Source organism: Plantactinospora siamensis (assembly GCF_042434095.1).
In the GTDB taxonomy this organism is placed as follows: Bacteria; Actinomycetota; Actinomycetes; order Mycobacteriales; family Micromonosporaceae; genus KBS50.
On the sequence record NZ_JBHLUE010000002.1, the window covers coordinates 20,345 to 37,400 of the forward strand.

16 protein-coding genes and 4 pseudogenes are annotated in these 17,056 nt (G+C 72.3%); 5 read left to right on the top strand and 15 right to left on the bottom strand.

Annotation, left to right across the window (positions count from 1 at the left end):
- Positions 1-21 precede the first annotated feature (21 nt).
- Positions 22-513: pseudogene (locus ACFFHU_RS01635) on the bottom strand (toxin glutamine deamidase domain-containing protein); the annotation flags it as partial.
- 113 nt (positions 514-626) lie between these two features.
- Positions 627-932 (bottom strand): hypothetical protein, encoded by a 306-nt coding sequence (locus ACFFHU_RS01640; protein ID WP_377334918.1) that lies wholly within the window; start codon positions 930-932, stop codon positions 627-629.
- Positions 933-1,200: 268 nt separating this feature from the next.
- Here ACFFHU_RS01640 and ACFFHU_RS01645 point away from each other — a divergent pair, with 268 nt between their 5' ends.
- Entirely contained in the window at positions 1,201-1,737 is a 537-nt protein-coding gene (locus ACFFHU_RS01645; RefSeq protein ID WP_377334920.1) for a hypothetical protein, read from the top strand.
- A gap of 369 nt (positions 1,738-2,106) precedes the next feature.
- On the opposite strand, the pseudogene ACFFHU_RS01650 reads toward ACFFHU_RS01645, so the two are convergent.
- The 6 genes and pseudogenes from ACFFHU_RS01650 to ACFFHU_RS01675 form a co-directional block, all read right to left on the bottom strand.
- Positions 2,107-2,649 (bottom strand): annotated as a pseudogene (locus ACFFHU_RS01650) (toxin glutamine deamidase domain-containing protein); the annotation flags it as partial.
- 161 nt (positions 2,650-2,810) lie between these two features.
- Entirely contained in the window at positions 2,811-3,122 is a 312-nt protein-coding gene (locus ACFFHU_RS01655) for a hypothetical protein (RefSeq protein WP_377334922.1), read from the bottom strand.
- A gap of 9 nt (positions 3,123-3,131) precedes the next feature.
- Positions 3,132-3,443: a hypothetical protein gene (locus tag ACFFHU_RS01660; protein WP_377334924.1), complete on the bottom strand. Its 312-nt coding sequence runs from the start codon at positions 3,441-3,443 to the stop codon at positions 3,132-3,134.
- A gap of 186 nt (positions 3,444-3,629) precedes the next feature.
- Positions 3,630-3,941, bottom strand: coding sequence for a hypothetical protein (locus ACFFHU_RS01665; RefSeq protein WP_377334926.1), 312 nt, complete (start codon positions 3,939-3,941; stop codon positions 3,630-3,632).
- A 9-nt stretch (positions 3,942-3,950) separates the two neighbouring features.
- Positions 3,951-4,277, bottom strand: a complete 327-nt coding sequence (locus tag ACFFHU_RS01670) for a hypothetical protein (protein WP_377334928.1) — start codon at positions 4,275-4,277, stop codon at positions 3,951-3,953.
- A 1,258-nt stretch (positions 4,278-5,535) separates the two neighbouring features.
- A pseudogene (locus ACFFHU_RS01675) lies at positions 5,536-6,453 on the bottom strand (YwqJ-related putative deaminase); the annotation flags it as partial.
- A 334-nt stretch (positions 6,454-6,787) separates the two neighbouring features.
- Between ACFFHU_RS01675 and ACFFHU_RS01680 the strand changes: the two are divergent.
- Together ACFFHU_RS01680 and ACFFHU_RS01685 are read left to right on the top strand one after the other, a co-directional pair.
- Positions 6,788-8,062: a hypothetical protein gene (locus ACFFHU_RS01680; protein WP_377334930.1), complete on the top strand. Its 1,275-nt coding sequence runs from the start codon at positions 6,788-6,790 to the stop codon at positions 8,060-8,062.
- Positions 8,063-8,935: 873 nt separating this feature from the next.
- Positions 8,936-9,073: a hypothetical protein gene (locus ACFFHU_RS01685; RefSeq protein WP_377334932.1), complete on the top strand. Its 138-nt coding sequence runs from the start codon at positions 8,936-8,938 to the stop codon at positions 9,071-9,073.
- 398 nt (positions 9,074-9,471) lie between these two features.
- Here ACFFHU_RS01685 and ACFFHU_RS31650 read toward each other — a convergent pair.
- From ACFFHU_RS31650 to ACFFHU_RS01695, 3 genes and pseudogenes are all read right to left on the bottom strand, one after another.
- Positions 9,472-9,885: pseudogene (locus ACFFHU_RS31650) on the bottom strand (WXG100 family type VII secretion target); the annotation flags it as partial.
- A 41-nt stretch (positions 9,886-9,926) separates the two neighbouring features.
- Complete coding sequence (locus ACFFHU_RS01690; protein WP_377334934.1) at positions 9,927-10,265, bottom strand: hypothetical protein; 339 nt, start codon at positions 10,263-10,265, stop codon at positions 9,927-9,929.
- A complete protein-coding gene (locus tag ACFFHU_RS01695) occupies positions 10,262-10,657 on the bottom strand; it encodes a YbaB/EbfC family nucleoid-associated protein (protein WP_377334936.1) in 396 nt (131 codons plus the stop codon). The genes ACFFHU_RS01690 and ACFFHU_RS01695 overlap by 4 nt, the downstream gene beginning before the upstream one ends.
- A gap of 420 nt (positions 10,658-11,077) precedes the next feature.
- On the opposite strand from ACFFHU_RS01695, the gene mycP reads away from it, so the two are divergent.
- Positions 11,078-12,166, top strand: coding sequence for a type VII secretion-associated serine protease mycosin (mycP, locus tag ACFFHU_RS01700; protein ID WP_377336012.1), 1,089 nt, complete (start codon positions 11,078-11,080; stop codon positions 12,164-12,166).
- A gap of 256 nt (positions 12,167-12,422) precedes the next feature.
- On the opposite strand, the gene ACFFHU_RS01705 is transcribed toward mycP, so the two are convergent.
- From ACFFHU_RS01705 to eccB, 3 genes are all read right to left on the bottom strand, one after another.
- The gene (locus ACFFHU_RS01705; protein WP_377334938.1) at positions 12,423-12,713 is read right to left on the bottom strand and encodes a WXG100 family type VII secretion target; all 291 of its coding nucleotides are present in this window, start codon (positions 12,711-12,713) and stop codon (positions 12,423-12,425) included.
- Positions 12,714-12,729: 16 nt separating this feature from the next.
- Entirely contained in the window at positions 12,730-13,053 is a 324-nt protein-coding gene (locus ACFFHU_RS01710; protein ID WP_377334940.1) for a WXG100 family type VII secretion target, read from the bottom strand.
- A gap of 190 nt (positions 13,054-13,243) precedes the next feature.
- The gene (gene eccB, locus ACFFHU_RS01715; RefSeq protein WP_377334942.1) at positions 13,244-14,671 is read right to left on the bottom strand and encodes a type VII secretion protein EccB; all 1,428 of its coding nucleotides are present in this window, start codon (positions 14,669-14,671) and stop codon (positions 13,244-13,246) included.
- 173 nt (positions 14,672-14,844) lie between these two features.
- Here eccB and ACFFHU_RS01720 point away from each other — a divergent pair, with 173 nt between their 5' ends.
- Positions 14,845-15,582, top strand: a complete 738-nt coding sequence (locus ACFFHU_RS01720; protein ID WP_377334944.1) for an SUKH-3 domain-containing protein — start codon at positions 14,845-14,847, stop codon at positions 15,580-15,582.
- Between the two features lie 72 nt (positions 15,583-15,654).
- Here ACFFHU_RS01720 and eccD read toward each other — a convergent pair whose 3' ends face one another.
- Entirely contained in the window at positions 15,655-17,043 is a 1,389-nt protein-coding gene (eccD, locus tag ACFFHU_RS01725; protein ID WP_377334946.1) for a type VII secretion integral membrane protein EccD, read from the bottom strand.
- Between the last annotated feature and the right edge of the window lie 13 nt (positions 17,044-17,056).

Here is a 17,056-nt window from a genome sequence, read left to right on the forward strand (position 1 = left end):
GTCGGCCGGATTGACGATCACGAAGGCGTGCCCGCCCGCGGACTGGACGTTGCCGTGCTCGTCCACCGCCGGCTGGCCGGTCTGCGGGTCGTACGCCACCCAGTCGGCCACCACCAGCGCTGACGCGCCCGGACCGGCGGCCGCGATCCGCTGGTGCAACTCGTCGTACTGCTGGGCCACCCGGGCCGCACGCTCGGCAGGCGTACCCGGAAGGTCCGCCGGCTGCGCGTCCCACTGGCCACCCAGCCACTGCGTGGCCCGGGCGACCCCACCCTGCTCGCCCGACTGGGTGTCGATCGACCCGTCCGGGTTCACGTCCGCCCACCGGGGCGCCGACACCTGAGGCTGCCCGGCAAAGCAGGACAGCGCCGACAGCGAGCAATCCAGACAGTTGTTGCTGCGGCCCTGCACCTGCGGCCCGCCGTCGTTGACCACCTGCCCGTACGGCGGTGTCGACGGATTGGCGCCCACCACGTACCCGGTACCGTCCGGGTTCGCGTAGACGGCCGCCACGTACTGCTGGTATTGCGGGCTCTCCAGTTGGTTCAGCTCGCCCGGGCCGACGACCCGGGTCGCCGCGAGGTCCGGCAGCGCGCCGATCTGGCCCAGATCCGGGCCCGGACCGCCTACCGGCTGCCCTCCCGGCAGATCTCCGTCAACTCCGCCTCCGTCGGCAGCGGAACCGTCGTGAAGTTCGGTGCCGCCGCCTCCGCCGTCGCCCGGTCCACCAGTTGAACCTCGTGGTCCTCCCGGTTCACCCAGAGGATCGCCACCGCCACGTCCGGACGGAAGTTCCAGCTCTCCGTCCGCCGGTCCCAGATCACCGCCTGGGTCTGATCCATCGTGGCGGCCTCGATGATCACGTTCACCGGTGGCGGTGTCCGGTCCTTCTCCTTCCACAGCAGGTAGTAGTCGAAGGTCAGCGTCTCCATGCGGGCCTCCCAAAAGGCCGAGATCCAGACCCGGCAGGTCCGACACCGTCAATCCTCGCTCAGCCAGGACCTCTGGAAAACTCCGGCCCTGTTCGCTGAGCCAAGACACGTACCGCTCACGCAGCTTGGTCTGGGCGCGCTGCCCTATCCAGTCCGCAAAGGTACGGTCCTTGGGCCTGCCAAAACGCTCCGGATAGGACTCCAGTCCACCCGGAATACGAGTATCGGCATGATTTGCCTTGTTAACCGCCAGGATGTCCAACAGGGCATGGATCCTGCCAACCGGCGGTTGCTTGTCGTCGCGGAAAATTTCGTACGCATCGTGCGTCTGTTTGCCGATCGCCCAGCTGGTGGCCGTGGGGAACTGCAGTTCGAAGGTACGACCCGCCGGGGAGACCACTGTGCAGTTCAGGCCAAGAAAGCGATTGGCCGGCTGCCAGAAGTTCTTCGTGTCCGTTATCCGGTAGTGCTGGTCCTCCAGGTCGCTCAGTACGGCGTCGACCACCGCCCCGTAGGCCGTCGACTCGGGGCACTGAAGCGAGAACCGGACCAGGTCGTTCGTCTGGCTCAGGGCGGTGTCGAGGTCGACACCTCTCGGGTCGAACTCGGTGTGGAACTTCCGAGCGAGCGACTCGGCGGTCTTGACCATGTGCTCCTGGCCAAGGGGCTGGACCGTGTCCGCGCCGGTCAGACCGAAGCGATCGTTGACCCGGAAAGTCGCTCCGGACAGAGCCTTGAAGACGGCCCGGGCGTCGGTCTTGGCCGCGTCGACCTCGTTGAGCAGGAGCGTCTGTTCGCTACCTGACAGCGCCGCGAAATGCTCGCCCCGCACCGAGGCGGGATCCGGGGCGTCGCTGCCTTCGACCGGTCCGCCATGGTCGTTGCCGGGAACATGGTCGTGGGGCTCCGCGGCGGGGTCCGTCCCGTGAGGCTGGTCGGTAGTGCTCGAACCGTCGTTGAACGTCCCGCTGTCGGCGGCGGCGTCGGTGCCGGTGGTGGCCTCGGTGTCCACGGTTGGTGTGGTGCTCTGGGTGTTCGGGCTGACTGGCGAGACCGGCATCGACCAGAGCGTGTGGGTGGCGGCCACGTACTGGGCCGGCGGCTGCGACGACGTCATCCCGCTCTGCGGGTCCCACCAGACCGGTCCGGAGCCATCCAGTGGGTTCACGATCACGAACGCGTGCGAACCGGCGGACTGCACGTTGCCGTGCTCGTCCACCGCCGGCTGGCCGGTCGCCGGGTCATACGCCACCCAGTCGGCCACCACCAGCGCCGACGCGCCGGGACCCGCCTGCGCCACCTGGTACTGCAGCAGGTCGTACTGGTAGGCCACCCACGCGGCGCGTTCCGCGGGCGTACCCGGCATGTTCGGCACCGGATTCCACTGGCCGCCCAGCCACTGGGTGGCCCGGGCAATCCCGCCCTGCTCGCCGGACTGGGTGTCGATCGACCCGTCCGGGTTCATGTCCGCCCACCGCGGCGCCGACACCTGCGGCTGGCCGGCGAAGCTCGACAACGCCGCCAGGGACGAATCCAGGCAGTTGTTGCTGCGGCCCTGCACCTGCGGGCCGCCGTCGTTGACCAGCTGCCCGTACGGGTGGGTGGCGGGGTTGGCCCCGACCTGGAAACCGCTGCCGTCGGGCGAGATCAGACTGTTGGCCAGGTCCGCCTGGAACTGCGGATCCTCCAGCGCCGCCAGCTCGCCCGGACCCTCCACGCGGGTGTCGGCCAGCGGCGGACGGCCGCCCTGGTCCGGTGGCCCGGTGTTGTCGCCCGGATCGTTCGGTCCGGACGGCGTGCCCGACGGGCCCTGGTGGTCGGTCGGGGAGCCCGCACCCGGCTCGGTCGCCGGGGCCTCGGCCAGGCCGGCCGGCTCCGCTACGGAGGGGCCGTTCGGCCGATCTCCGCCAGCTCCTCCTCGGTCGGCAGCGGAACCGTCGCGAACTCCAAGGCCGCCCGTTCCGCCGTGGCCCGGTCCACCGGCCAGAGGATGAGGTCGTCCCGATCCGGATCCAGCCAGACCGTCGCCACGTCCGGGCGTGCCTCCCACCTGCTGTTCCGGTAGCCCCAACACACCGTCCGGATCGGCCTGAGCCGCCACGCTATCGCCAGGACGTTGACCGGAGCTGAACTCGGATCGTCCGTTTTCCTGATCAGGCGGTAGTCGAAGCTCGGTGTCTGGTCTGCCATCCCGACCTCCTAGCTCCGTCGGCTGCCCCGCCGGGGGGCCGTTCGACAGATCTCCGTCAGCTCGGCCTCGGTCGGCAACGGCACCTCCGTGAACGTCAGCGCCGCCTGCTCCGCCGTCTCCCGGTCCGTCAGCCGGATCGGGAGCTCCCGGTCCTCGTACAGGTGCGCTATTGCGACCTCCGGGCGGAACTCCCACCGATTGTTCCGATAGCCCCAGATCACCGCCTCCACCGGACGGTCTCCGAGCGCCACCGCCATCACGTTGACCGGGGATCCTTCCTGGTCCCCCCGTCTCATCAGCAGGTAGTAGTCGAACGTCATCGTCCCCACCTACCTGGGCATGCCCGGATGCCAGTTGGGTCCCGCCGCCTGGCAGATCTCCGTCAACCTCTCCTCCGTCGGCAACGGCACTCCCGCTAAATGCGCCGCCGCTCGCTCCGCGGCCTCCTGGTCCACCGACTGGGTGTCGTGCTCCCCCGGGTCCGAGTACAGGATCGCCGCTGCCCGCTATCTCGGCCGAGGTGCTGCCCGACAGATCTCCGTCAGTTCGGCCTCCGTCGGCAACGGCACCTCGGTGAACGTCGCCGCCGTCCGCTCCGCCGTCGCTCGGTCCGCCGGCTGGAGAATCAGGTCGTCCCGGTCCGGGTCCAGCCAGACCCTCGCCACGTCCGAGCGGGCCTCCCACCTGTTGTGCCGGTAGCCCCAGCACACTGCCTGGATCGGCCTGACCCTCCTGGCCACTGCCAGCACGTTCTTCATCGAGAGGTCGGGATTGGCCTGTCTCCGCATCAGGTAGTAGTCGAACGTCATCGTGTCCATGCGTGATCTCTATCGACGCTTGATGCCCCGCCAGGGACCCGCCAGCCGGCAGATCTCCGTCAGCTCCTCCTCCGTCGGCAACGGCACCGTCGTGAACTCCAACGCCGCCCGCTCGGCCGTCGCCCGGTCCACTGACCGCGTGTTGTGCTCCCCGGGGTCCGAATACAGAATCGCCGCCGCTACGTCGGGACGGAAGCCCCAGGCCCCTGCCCGTCTGTCCCAGATCACCGCTTGCGTCGGTCCGCTGCTGTACGCCACCGCTATCACGTTGACCGCCGGTGCTGCCGGGTGGTCGGTTTGCATCAGAAGGTGATAGCCGAAGGCCAGCGTCTCCATGCGGACTCCCTAGCAGGCTCGGATCCAGGCCGGGCAGGTCGGATGACGTCAAGTCTCGCTCAGCTACATCGTCGGCGAACGTTCGGCCCTGCTCGGTCAACCACATCTGGTAGCCGGCACGGAGTTCCGTCTGGTCCGCCTTACTGATCCACTTCGCGAAGCTGGTGTCCTTAGGCGCCGGGAACCGGTCGTGCTCCATGCCGGTCGGTAGGTGGCCAACAGCGTCATTCGCCCGGTTGATCCTCAGAATGTCAAGGAAGGCGTGCACCCTTTCGGCCGGCGACTGCGCCGGATCACGCACGACCTCGTACAGGTCATGGGTCTGCTTTCCGATCACCCAACTGGTGGCGGTCGGAAACTGCAGTTCGAATGTGCGTCCGCCGGGCGACACCAGAGTGCAGTTCAGTCCGTAGAACCGATTCCCCGGATGCCAGAAATTCTTTGTGTCGGTCAGCCTGTATTTCTCGGCCTTCAGCCGGTTGAGCACTGCGTCGACCGCCGGGCCGTACGCCGCCGACTCGGGGCCTCTGAGCGAGAACCTGACGACATCGTTGACCTGGCCAAGCGACGTCTCCAGACCAAGACCGTAGTGCTCAAGCTCGGTCAGGTACTTGCGGGCGAGAGACTCGGCCGACTTGACCCGGTTCTCCTCGCCGAGCGGCTGCACCGCGTCGTCACCGGTGAGCCCGAGCTGCTGGTTGATGTCGGCGCTGATGCTGTGCAGCTCCCCGAGGATGGCGTCCGCATCGGTCTGTGCGGACTCGAGCACGGTGTCGAGCAGCTGCTGCTCGTCCGCGGTCAAATCATCGAGGTGCGGGGTTTCCGACGTGTCCCCGGCGGCGTCGGGATCCTGCACAGGGTCCTGGCCCTGATCGCCGTCGTCGTGCCGGTCGCCGTCGTCGTGCTGGTCGCCGTCATCGTGGTGGTCGGGGTTGGAGTCCGGGTGCCCGTTCGGGTCGGTGGAGGCACCCTCCGGGGACGAGGACGCGTCCGGCGAGGCCGACTGGTCTGGCGAGGAGGACGGGTCGCTGCCCGGCCGCGAACCGGGGGCGTTCGGGCCCGGGTGCTGGGCACCGGCCGTACCGGCGTTGGGTACGCCCGCGCCGGGCGCCACCGGATCGCCGTTGGCGTCCAGGGTGATCGACCAGACCCCGTCGACGCCGTTCGTGTGCACCGGGCCGGTGTCGGAGACGGCCCGGATCTGGGCGTCCACCCAGACCACCGTGCCGTTCACGTTGACCGCGTTCCAGGTGTGCGCCCCGCCGCCCACCTCGGCGGTCCAGCTCGTGATGACCAGCGCGGCCGAGCCCGGGCCGGCCTGGCGGAGCCGCTCGGCCACCGCGTCGAGTCCGTTGACGCCGGTGCCCTGGGGGGTGAAGTTGGTGCCCAGCCACTGCTGCTGCCGGGCCGTGCTGCCGGTCTCCATGCCGGTCGGGTCGGCGGCCGAAGCGGCGACCTGCGGATCGCCGAACCAGGTTGACAGGAAGGACAGGCCCACGTCGGCGCAGTTGTTGTTGCGACCGGGGTTCTCCGGGCCGCCGTCGTTGACCAGCTGCGACCAGTTGCCGACCCGCGGGTCGGGATGCACGACCGGCTGGTCGTTCGAATCCTGCGGCACGGCGTCGGACAGGGCCTGCTGGTCGACCGGGTCGGGCGCCACGAGCCCCTGCGGGTCGCCGTACGGGCGGCTGTCGGGCAGCGGCTGGCCGTTGGCGAGCGCGGCCGACTCGGCCGGCGGCGGCTTCCACCCGGGTGGCCGGTCGGGGTCCGTCACCGGATCGATGCCGAAGTCGGAGAGGAAGACGTCGCAGGTGCGGCAGGGCGGCCGGTAATTGCCGTGCTCGTACTTGACGCCGTTCTCGATCGCCGGCTTCACCTGGTGGGTCGTCATCATCGAGCCGGCCAGCCCGGCCCGGGCGTACGCCTCGAAGTCGCCCGGCCGACCGGCGGCCTCCCACTGGCCCTCGAGCCGGTAGAGCGCGTCGGAGACGAGAGCCACCTCGGCACACTTGCCATGTCCGGCGCCAGGCGCTTCCAACTGCTGTTGGATGCGGTCCAAGACCTGCTGCGCGACCGGATGGACCGCCGGATTGGTGGCCGGGTTGGTGGCCTTGTTGGCGGTCATGCTGGTGTGCGTGGTGATCCGCCCGTCGGGCGTCATCAACGCGCCGGCCATGCCCGGGTACTTGGCGCGGGAGATGTCGCCCCGCTGGGACGACTGCTGTACGGCGTCGGCGAGGCTCCGGGAGGCGTCGATCAGCGCGCGCTCGGCCTCGGGGCTGGTGGGATCGCCGTTGAACGTCGTCGGCTCGAGTTGCCAGCTGTGCGTGCCGTTCCCGGTCTCTCCGGTGGACCGGTGGATGGTGTCCGGATTGACCGGACCGGTGCCGGTCGGCGCTGGCCGGGCGCCGGGGTCGGGGGCGGTGTTTCCGGTGGCGTCGGCCGCCGTGCGTCCGGTCGGGTCGGTCCCTGTGTGACCGGCGGGACCGCCGATCGGATGCCCGCCGGCCGTGACTATCGGTACGACGACCACGCCGTCGTCGTTGCGGTCGGTGCCCTGGTCGGGCGCGGTGTCGGCCCGCGGCCCGGTGGCCGGGTCGCCGGTGTGGTGGCTGTTTGGTCGGTGGCCGGGGTCCGGATGCGTGGGATCGACGCCGGACGGGCCGGCGTTGGTCCCGGACGGATCGCCGGTCGCCGGTGGCGGCTGGTTGGTGGGTACGGACGCCTGGTCGGTGGGCACGGACGTCTGGTCGGTGGGCACGGACGTCTGGTCGGTGGGACCCCCGGTCACCGGGTGGCCGGGGCCGGGCTGCCCACCCACCGGAACCCTCGTCCGCCCGTCCGGCTGGGCTTGGCCCTGCTGGGTGCCGGTTCCCGGGCTGGCGTGCTGGTTGGGGGTGGCCGCGCCGCCCGCCTGGGTGGCGGTGTTCGGGGACGGGTTCAGCCGCACCGAGCCGGCCGTGTTCGACGCGCTGGGATTGACGCCGGTCCGACCCGACTCGCCGGTCTGCGAGCCGTTCGGGTTCGCGGTCGGGTTGCCCGAGGTGGCGTTGGTGCCGGGGGTGGCGGTGGTGCCGGGCGTCGCGGTGGCCGGGTTGCCCGGCGTGGCGTTGGTCGCCGGGTTCGGCGCGGTCGTGGGGCTCGGCGCGGTGCCCGGGTTCGCCGTGGTGCCGGGGCTCGGCGCGGTGCCCGGGTTCGCCGTGGTGCCGGGGCTCGCCGTGGTGCCGGGGCTCGCCGTGGTGCCGGGGCTCGCCGTGGTCGGGTTGCCAGCGGTCGGGTTGACCGTGGTCGGGCCGGCGGGCGTGGAACCGGTCGTCGGCCCGCCCGTGGTCGGTCCCGTACCGGTGCCGGGCGTTGCCGGGCCCTGCGGGGGACCGCCGGCCGGTGCGGCCACCAGCGGCGTCTGGTCGGTGGTGCCGGAACCGTGGACCGGGACCGGATCCGCCGGGCCGTGCGAGGTTCCGCCGCCGTACGAGGGCGACGTCACGGCGGGCGAGACCGGGACCCCGGACGACGGTTGCCCATGCGTGGGCGTGTGGCTCGGCGCGGTCGAGCCGGTGCCCGGGCCTGCCGTGCCGGTGCCGCCACCGGTCTGCTGGCCGGTGGCGGGCGTACCGCCGCCGTTCGAGGCGTGCGCCGGGGTGGCGTTGCCCTGGCCGTTGCCGGCCGGCACGCCGGCACCGGCGGACGGTTGGCCACCACCATGTGCGGGGACCGCGGTCCCCGCGCCGTTTCCGGTCGCGCCGCTGCCGCCGCTGCCCTGGCTGGTGCCGGTGGACCCCTGACCGGCGCCGGCCGAACCCTGGGTCGATCCCGCGGAGCCGTTGGCCGAGTCGCCGGCGCCGGACGGCTGTACGGTCACGGACCCGTTGGCCGGCGTCGTACCGCCGCTCGCGCCGCCCTGCTGACCCGTTCCGGCGCTGCCACTGCCGCCACCCTGCTGCCCCGCGCCGGTGCCGGTGGCGCCGCCACCACCCTGCTGCCCCGCGCCGGTGCCGGTGGCGCCGCCACCACCTTGCTGGCCCGCGCCGGTGCTGCCACCCTGCTGGCCCGCGCCGGTGCCGGTGGCACCGCCGCCTTGCTGGCCCGCGCCGCCGGTGGTCTGCTGCGATCCGCCCGAGGAGGTCGAACCAGCGCCGGCGCCACCGTTCGCCGAAGACCCGGCACCCGTCGAGCCGGCACCGGTCGAGCCGGAGCCCGAGCCAGTCGAACCCGAGCCCGAGCCCGTCGAGCCCGAGCCAGTCGAACCCGAGCCCGAGCCCGTCGAGCCCGAGCCCGTCGAGCCCGAGCCCGAGGCCGTCGAACCGGAGCCCGAGCCAGTCGAACCGGAGCCCGAGCCAGTCGAGCCCGAGCCGGACCCAGTCGAGCCGGAGCCCGTCGAACCGGAGCCAGTCGAGCCCGACCCGGTCGAGCCGGAGCCCGAGGAACCCGAGCCCGATGCATTGGACCCGCCGCCGGCACTCGACTGCCCACCAGCACCGGACTGCGCGCCCGCACCCGCACCGCCCGCACCGCCCGTGCCGCCCGCACCCGTGCCGCCGTTCAGGCCGGCGATGTTGTTGGCCAGGTTGGCCAGCCCGTGCCCGGCGAGGTGGCCGCCGCCCTCAAGCCCGGTCCGGCCGGCGCCGCCGGCAAAGCCACCGAGCAGGTCGCTGCCGGTGGGCATCTGGAACTCGTGGTTGACCGCGAGGTTGGCCAGCACGCTGGCGGTGGGTGAGATCACCGCGTTCTGCAGCCCGGAGACCAGGGCGTTCTTGCCCGGGAAGTGCACCACCGGCGGGTTGAAATGGGGCTGAATGCGCGGGGCGAGCTTGCCGCCCAGCTTGTTCAGGCCGAGTCCCAACGGCACCCCGAAGGCGCCGCCGAGGCCGGAGGTCATGGTGCGCTTGTAGTCCCAGTCGGTCCGCGTGCCGTTCTTCATCTGGTACGCCTGCGCGCCGGCGTCGATGATCAGCTCCTCGCCGGCCTCCTTGATCACCTCCTTGCCGATGTGCTGAGCGAGGTGCTTGGCACCCTGCTTGCTGACCTGCTGGCCGATCTCCCGGGCGGTGGTGCGGAAGAGCAGCTTGAGCCCTTCCTTGGTGAAGAACTTCTTGCCGAGCTGGGCGAGCAACCGCCGGAAGGCGAGCATCACGGCCTGCCGGCCGCCCTGCAGGATCCCCGGGATGGCGCCCGCGGAGACGCCACCGAGCCAGGCCATCAGCAGCGCCACGAAGACCGCGATGACGGTGATGATGACCGAGATCAGCACCGTGAGCTTGGCGTACTCGATCTCCATGGCCGCGTTTTCGCAGCCGGCGGCGAACTGGCCGGCGGCCTCCTGGAGCAGCGGCAGGCCGCTGTCCTGGTCCACGCCGAGCTGCGTCCACAGGTCCCCGAAGGCCGTGCCCGCCTTGCCGCTCCAGTTCTGCTGGATGATCATGGCGGCGCTGTCGGCGTCGTTCAGGTTGTTGCCGATGGCCTCGCCGAGCTGGTTCCACGCGTCGGCGAGGTCGCGCATCTTGTCCTCGTCGCCGCTCGGCCACGCCTCGCCGGCGCCAACCCAGCAGATGGCGTCCCAGACCCAGCCGTACTCGCCGAGCGTGCCCTTGGGATTGGGTACGGACAACCCACTCGCCCCTTCGCCCGGTCCAGCTCGGTCTTACCGCGCTACTTGCCCTGCTTGGGGAACCACTTGGCGATCAGCTGGTCGTCGTCCACCGTCCCGTCGACGGAGGACGCGACGTCGACGCCCAGCCCCTGCACCTTGTCGACGACCTTTTTGCCGTCGGTGAGGATCGACTTGGCGGGCGCCTTGCCGCCCAGGTAGTTCTTGTTGAACTCGTCGCCCGGCTGGTCGGTGCCCCACGGCTTCTCACCGTTCAGCTTCTCGATCTGGCCGGTGAGCTGCGCCCACTTGCTGGCCAGGTGCTGCCCCGCCGTGTTGAGGTGCGACGCCGCGTGCCGCGCGTCGGTCGGGTTGAGAAACATCTCCTGGTCGTCGCTCATCGGTCCTCCTCGGGCTTGGGCAGCTCGCTGTCGAGTTGCCGGAAGATGCCGTCCAGGTCGTAATCCATGTACGCCTGGAACTGCGCATCCGGCACGTAGGGGCGGCACAGCTGTTCGACCTCGGCCATCGCCTTGGCCGTGGCCTTGTGAATGGTCTCGGTGACCGTGGCCGACAGCTCCTTGGAGTTGGGCCGGCGGTAGATGCGGGCGTCGAACTCGACCTTGGTGACCTGGCCACGCGGCCCGACGGTCACCTTCACGAGGCCGTCGTCGGAGGATGCCTCGGCCGAGACGGCCTTGAGCTTCTGCTGCAGCTCCCCGACACCGGAGCGCATCCGCTCCCACTGGGACATCAGCTCGTCCGCGCGGGCGCGCAGGCCGTGAATGTCCATGGTGTCCTCCCAGCACGCCCCCCAGGCGCCCGCGAGCCACGGGCGACGTGTCACCTCGACCTTACTGAATAGAGGCGAGCCGGGGCACCCCGGCAACCCGGGCCACTTCCGCGGGCGGTTCCGGTGGCTACGATGCACCGGGGTCGCAGGGGAAGGTCGGCACGGATGATCAGGCGCCACCGTACTATCCGGACTTTGCTGGTCGCGACGGCTGCGGTCGTCGCCGGCGCCGGCCCGGTCCTGCCGGCGGCCGCGACGGCCGGCGAGTCGCGCTCCACCGCCGCGCTGCTGCGCGCCCCGGGCTCGGGCGGCTGCGAAAACGAGGCCAAGCCCGGTGACATCATTCGGGACACCCCGTGGCAGCAGCGCTGGCTGCGACCGGAGCGGGTGTGGCCGTTCAGCACCGGCGCGGGCGTCACGGTGGCCGTCGTCGACTCGGGCACCGACGCCGGGCATCCGCAGCTCAGCGGCAAGGTGCTGACCGGGTTCGACGCCCTGCGGAACGCGCCGGGCGGCGACGTCGACTGCGTCTCGCACGGCACCGCGGTGGCGAGCATCATCGCCGCGCAGCGGGAGGAGGGGATCGGCTTCCAGGGCCTGGCCCCCGGCGCCCGGATCCTGCCGGTACGGGTCACCGAGCGCGAGCTCGACCAGAGCGACAACGCCAGCGGCGCGGACGTGCCGGCCGCGACCTTCGCCCGGGCCATCCGGCGGGCGGTCGACGGCGGCGCCCGGGTGATCAACCTGTCCGTCACGCTCTACGTGCCGGATCCGGAGGTCGAGGCCGCGGTCCGGTACGCCCGCGCGCACGACGTGGTCATGGTGGCCGCCGCCGGCAACCGGCACCACGACGACGGCCGGCCGGACCCGACGCCGTACCCGGCGGCATTCGACGGGGTTATCGGGGTGGGTGCCATCGAGGAGACCGGCGCGCGCGTCGGCGAATCCCAGATCGGCCCGTACGTCGACCTCGTCGCCCCGGGCGGGCAGGTGGTGGCCGCCACCCGGCTGGCCGGGCACAACCTCTACACGGGAACCAGCTTCGCCACCCCGATGGTGAGCGCCACGGCGGCGCTGATCCGGTCGGCCGAGCCGGGCCTGTCGGCCGACGAGGTGGCGAAGCGGATCATCGGCACCACCGACCCGGCCCGCGGGGACGCGAGCCTGGGCTACGGCAGTGGCGTGCTCGACATGTACCGGGCGGTGACCGAGCGTCTGTCCACCGGACGGCCGGCGGCGCTGCCGCCGCTGCCGGAGCTGCGGCACGATCCGGCGGCGGCCGCCCGGGCGCACCGCTGGGCCACGATCCGCCAGGTGGCGCTGTGGGTCCTGCTCGGCACCGTGGTGGTGGTCGGCGGGGTGGCCGCGCTGGGCGTGCTGCTGCCCCGGGGGCGGCGCCGGCGGTGGCGGCCCGCCCGGCCGGCCGGGCCGCCGCCACCGCGGCCCGAGATCGACGAGCCGGCGGAGAAATTCTTCCAGGTGCCGGCGAGCAACCGGCCGGCCGGCTGACGCGGCGGAACCGCATCCGGCCGCGCAGCGGCCGCCTCCGGCCGCCCGGCCCGCACCCGGCCGCCCGGCCCGCACCCGGCCGCCCGGCCCGCACCCGGCCGCCCGGCCGGCACCCGGCGGCATCCCGCCTGGCCGGCACCCGGCGGCATCCCGCCTGGCCGGCACCCGGCGGCATCCCGCCTGGCCGGCGCCCGGCGGCGTCGGATACGGAGATGGCCCGGCCGACCGGCCGGGCCATCAAGAGGTTCGGCCGAACTCAGCCGCCGAACTTGCCCGCATTCTTGTGCTCGCGCTGCTGCATCTTGAGCGCGGACTCGCGGAGCGCCTTCTCGATCTTGCCGAGCAGGGCCTGCAGGTCGTGCGCGGCGGTCTCCCACTGGGTCTGCCGGACGTGGTAGGCGGCCTGCGCGTCACCGTCCCAGGTGGCCATCATCGGCTGGATGTTGCGCTTGAGCTGGTCAAGCTCCCCGAGCATGTTCTTGGTGGCCCCACCGCACTGGTCCGCGGCCGCCAGCAGCAGCGGGAAGTCGTACCGGATCTCGGTCATGGTTCGTCCCCCCGCCTCAGAGCTTCAGCGCGTCGGTGATCTGCCCCGCCGTGGCCCCGGCGTGGCTCATGTCGCTTTCGATCTCCTGGTCGCTGACGTCGTAGTCCTGACCCGCCGACGCAACCGCCTCGGCGATCGACCGGAGCGCCACGTTCAGCTTGGCCATGTCCTCGTCGAACCGCTGCCGGACCTGCTGGAAGGATCCAGCACCGGCACCCTTCCACTGGTCGTAGAGCGGTGCCAGGTCGTTCATCAGCTTGTTGAGGTTGCTGGTCAGCCGGTCAGCGACGCCATCGACGTCCTGACTGGCCTTGCTCATGACGCCGGTTTCGGTACGCATCTTCGACACGGAATACACCCCCGTCCTCGGTGGTTGGCCCCGTCTTGAGGGGGCACATCTGCCCGCGGCACGTCGTGCCGTCCATCAAGGAAACCGTAACGGTTGTCCGCCAACCCGCGCTAGGCCGGTCGGACTGTTCACTCAGGATCGCACCACACGGCTGCCGCGCAGCCGCCGGTGCGATGCGGCGTCACTCCGGGTCCAGCGCCCGCTTCGCGGCCGTGGTGTCCAGGGCCGGGCCGGTGGGCAGCCGCACGACGAGGCTGGCCGGCAGCTTCACCGGCCGCACGTCGCCGTAGCCGAGGATGCCCGGAACGGAGTCGTCGCCGAGCGGATAGCGGAAGCCGATGTCGGTGACCAGGTTGAGGGTCCCGCTGGGCGCGTCCGGGGACGGTTCCGAGGACACCAGCACGCCGTACCCGGGCTCGATGACGACCCGGTCGGCCAGCGGGATGCCGCTGCTGCTCTGCTCCGGCGTACGCACCGGCTCCTTGACCGGCCGCACCTGCGCGTCCAGCAGCACCGTCGGATCGGTCTGGCCCGGCTCGTACCGGGCGCACACGGCCGGCCGGTCGCCGGTCAACCGGGCGATCTCCGGCCGCTGTTCGGGCGCCCGGGCCGCGCCCTTGTCCGGTTGGTCGGCCTTCGGCGCGGCGGCCGCGGCGTCGGCTTCCAGCGCCAGCGCCTTCAGCGTCCGGCCGCCGGGGTACGCCGCGCGGGTCGCCGGGTCGGCCAGCACGATGTCCGCCTGGAGCTGGGTGATCGGCAGCAGGTTGGTCCGCTGGGCGAGGTAGTACTGCCGACTGCCGTTCTGGCTCTGCACCACGTACACCTGGCCGGTGCGCGCACCGTCCAGCACGCTCGACGGGCTGCCCCGGCCGGCGACCGCGATCGTCCCGATCGGCTCGCCGGCCGGCAGCGCGTTCAGCCAGGCCGCCCCGACCGGGTTGGCCGGCTCGGCGGCCAGGGTCAGCCCCTCCAGCACCGTCTTCGCGTCGTTGATGAGATAGCGGTGGTCGCGCCAGACCAGGTAGAGCCGGTTGTTCTTCTCGTCCTTGGCCAGCAGGGCGGCGGCGCCCGGCCGGCGGCCGCCGGTGGGCGGCTTCCCGACCGTCAGCACGGTGGTGGCCACCAGCTCGTTGGCCTCGTCGCGGGCCTGCTGGGAGCAGAGCGTCCACGGTCCACTGAGCATCCGGCCGGGGTCGGGCAGCGCGTCCGGGGCGTACGGGATGCCCAGCCGGCTGCCCCGGGGCGTACCCACCAGGGAGTTGCGGGAGACGGTCGTGGTCGGCACGTTCTGCCCCATGGCCAGCAGCGCGGACGCGTAGTTGAGCACCGGATGCAGCTGGCCCTCCCGGTAGAGGTAGCGGGTGCCGGTCTCCTTCTCCAGGATGACCGTGCCGCCGTCCTTCCACCCGGTGGCGCCGCCCGGCCGGATCATGCCGTAGACGCCCACGGCGGCCAGGAAGATGACCGCCACCATGATGCCGCCCAGCCCGGCGCCGCCGAGCCGGCGGAACGGCGCGTTCGCCGGGTCGGGGTCGCGCGCCACCAGCGCGGAGGTCATCCGCTGCACGAAGAACTGGTACGACTGGACCTGGTCCCGCCGCGACGCCATGGCAGCCTCCCCCTGCTCGCCGGCGGACATGGGTACGCGCCCGACTCGGCCGCACATACGATAGGCGGCGCGGGACCGCCTTGGGTGGGGGCCCGTGGCCGTCCCGGTTGGCGGCTCGGCGCGGCGACCCGGCCGTGGCGCGGTCGGCTCGATCGATTGGCGAGGAGCAGCGGATGATCAGTCGCGCCGAGGCGCTGGAACGCGCCCGGTCCTGGGCCGCGGGCGACCGGCCGGACGCCGCGCCGGAGGTCGGCCTGTACGAGTTCGACGGCGGCTACGTGGCCTGGGTCGTCGAGCCGGCGCCGGATCCGGCCGCGGGTCCCCCGGCGGCGACCGGCTCGCCGCGCATCGTGGTGGACGGTGAGACCGGCGAGCTGTCGCAGTGGCCGTCGCTGCCCGCGCCGGAGATCGCGGCCCGGTACGCCGACCGGCAGGCCGCCGCGGGCCGGTTCCCGCCGGACGTCCGGTACGTGCTGGAGCAGGCCGGCTGGTTCCCGGGCCGGGACGTCACGGCCGCGGTGGAACAGTGGCGCCGGGAGTGCGCCGAGGACCTGGCCGGCTTCGACTACTCGCCGGCCGCCCGCGCCGCGCTCACCGAATTCGGCGGTCTGGTGCTGCCGCAGTTCGGCCGTAAGGGCCAGCCGGGAGGCGGGTTCACCAGCTACGTCTACCCCCAACGGGCCGGCGTCGTGACGATGGGCGCCGAGGGCTTCATCGAGGAGTTCGACCACCCCGTCCACCCGCTCGGCACCAACGACGACGGGCCGTCCGAGCTGGTCATCGACGCGCAGGGCCGGGTCTTCCTGCTGCACTGGGTGGACATGTTCTTCGTGGCGCCCGACCTCGACACCGCGCTGGTCCGGATGATCCGGGGCGGCGAGTTCCCGTCGGCCGACGAACGCACCTGGTGAACGCCGGCGCTGTCCCGGCCATCGTCAGGTCGCCCGCCCGGTGCGGATCGCCGGCGGGCGGGCGGGTCGCCGTCAGCCGTTCAGCGCCCGCATGAGCGAATACAGCCCCAGCACGCTGCACGCGATCGGCACGATGGCCAGTTGCAGCAGCACGTCCAGGGTGTCGCCCAGCCGGGCCAGCCGCGGCGACGGCGGCCGCCGGCTGTAGACCAGCCCGGCGGCGGCCACCAGCGCGGCCGCCACCAGCATCACCGGCAGCATCGCGACCGCACGGACCAGCGTGGACGCGCCCGCCGCGCCGAGCAGGGGCAGCAGCGTGACCCCCGCCAGCCCGGCGGCCAGCAGCGGCAGCCGGTGCCGCACCGTCGGCACCAGCCGGGCCCGCAGCAGGCAGGCCACCGACACGGCGCCGGCCAGCAGCAGCGACGCGACCGTCCGCGCCATGGCCAGCACCACCAGGCAGCTCACCGTCACCGCGAAGGCGCCGAAGATCATGCCGGTGAGCACCTCGTCGGCCCGCGCGGTGGCCTGGTAGACCTGCTCCCGCCGTGGCTGCGGCTCGTCCCGCAACAGGTCCTCTGCGGACTGCGGCAGCATCGGCATCGGAATCTTTCCCAACCGGACGGCGAGCAGCGGCATGGCCGGCAGCAGCAGCGTCACGGCGCTCACCACCACGGCCGCCGCCTCGGCCCCGCCGGCTGAGCCGAGCGCGATCAGCCCGCCGACCGCGCCGGCGAAGCCGGCGAGGATCGCCGCCACGAACACCCGGGTGGCGTCGCCCACGCCGAGGAAGCCCAGCACGCCCGCCGCGACCAGCAACGCCGAGCCGAGCAGCACGTGCGGCGCGCCCAGCGAGCGCAGCGGTTCGCCGCCGGCTATCACCAGGGCGCCACCGATGAAGGCGTACGGCAGGCCGATGGCCGCGAACACCGCGCCGGCCAGCGAGTCCGCCATCGCCCGGGACAGCACGATGCCGGTCACCACGAGCACCAGCGCGGCGCCCAGCGCCACCGAACCGCCCAGCCAGCCGGGGTCGCGGGCGAGCAGGATGGCCACCAATCCGACCAACAGCAGGACGGCGGCCACCACGAGCCCGGTGACCCGGGTGGCGAACGGGGTCCAGGCGGTGCCGCGACGCCGCGCGCCGTCCGCCACGGCCTCCATCAGATCGTCGTACGTCAGCTCGGGCCACTCGGTCCGGCGCGGCACGAGGTGCAGGGTCTCGCCGTCCCGCACCTCCTGCGCAGCCAGCGTGCGGGCGAGGTCGAGCGCGGATCCGTCGGCGCGGCGCAGCGTCCAGCCGCCGTGCGCCGTACCGTCCGTGGGATTTTCCTCGGCCTGGCGCAGCACCGCGGGCAGCAGCCCGACCAGCGGAAGGTGTTCGGGCAGCGCCAGATCGAGCCGCCGGCTGGGTGCGATGACGGCGATCCGCGCGAGTCCGGTTCCGGCCTGGGTGACCACGGCTGTCCTCCAC

What these genes read in the sequence shown, in the direction of transcription:
- ACFFHU_RS01660 (WP_377334924.1), bottom strand. Translation starts at nt 3,443, where the DNA reads ATGACGTTCGACTACTACCTGCTGATGAGACGGGGGGACCAGGAAGGA.
- ACFFHU_RS01670 (WP_377334928.1), bottom strand. Translation starts at nt 4,277, where the DNA reads ATGGAGACGCTGGCCTTCGGCTATCACCTTCTGATGCAAACCGACCAC.
- ACFFHU_RS01655 (WP_377334922.1), bottom strand. Translation starts at nt 3,122, where the DNA reads ATGGCAGACCAGACACCGAGCTTCGACTACCGCCTGATCAGGAAAACG.
- ACFFHU_RS01690 (WP_377334934.1), bottom strand. Translation starts at nt 10,265, where the DNA reads ATGAGCGACGACCAGGAGATGTTTCTCAACCCGACCGACGCGCGGCAC.
- ACFFHU_RS01710 (WP_377334940.1), bottom strand. Translation starts at nt 13,053, where the DNA reads ATGCGTACCGAAACCGGCGTCATGAGCAAGGCCAGTCAGGACGTCGAT.
- eccB (WP_377334942.1), bottom strand. Translation starts at nt 14,671, where the DNA reads ATGGCGTCGCGGCGGGACCAGGTCCAGTCGTACCAGTTCTTCGTGCAG.
- ACFFHU_RS01695 (WP_377334936.1), bottom strand. Translation starts at nt 10,657, where the DNA reads ATGGACATTCACGGCCTGCGCGCCCGCGCGGACGAGCTGATGTCCCAG.
- ACFFHU_RS01645 (WP_377334920.1), top strand. Translation starts at nt 1,201, where the DNA reads ATGGATCCTGCCAACCGGCGGTTGCTTGTCGTCGCGGAAAATTTCGTA.
- ACFFHU_RS01705 (WP_377334938.1), bottom strand. Translation starts at nt 12,713, where the DNA reads ATGACCGAGATCCGGTACGACTTCCCGCTGCTGCTGGCGGCCGCGGAC.
- ACFFHU_RS01640 (WP_377334918.1), bottom strand. Translation starts at nt 932, where the DNA reads ATGGAGACGCTGACCTTCGACTACTACCTGCTGTGGAAGGAGAAGGAC.
- ACFFHU_RS01720 (WP_377334944.1), top strand. Translation starts at nt 14,845, where the DNA reads ATGATCAGTCGCGCCGAGGCGCTGGAACGCGCCCGGTCCTGGGCCGCG.
- ACFFHU_RS01665 (WP_377334926.1), bottom strand. Translation starts at nt 3,941, where the DNA reads ATGGACACGATGACGTTCGACTACTACCTGATGCGGAGACAGGCCAAT.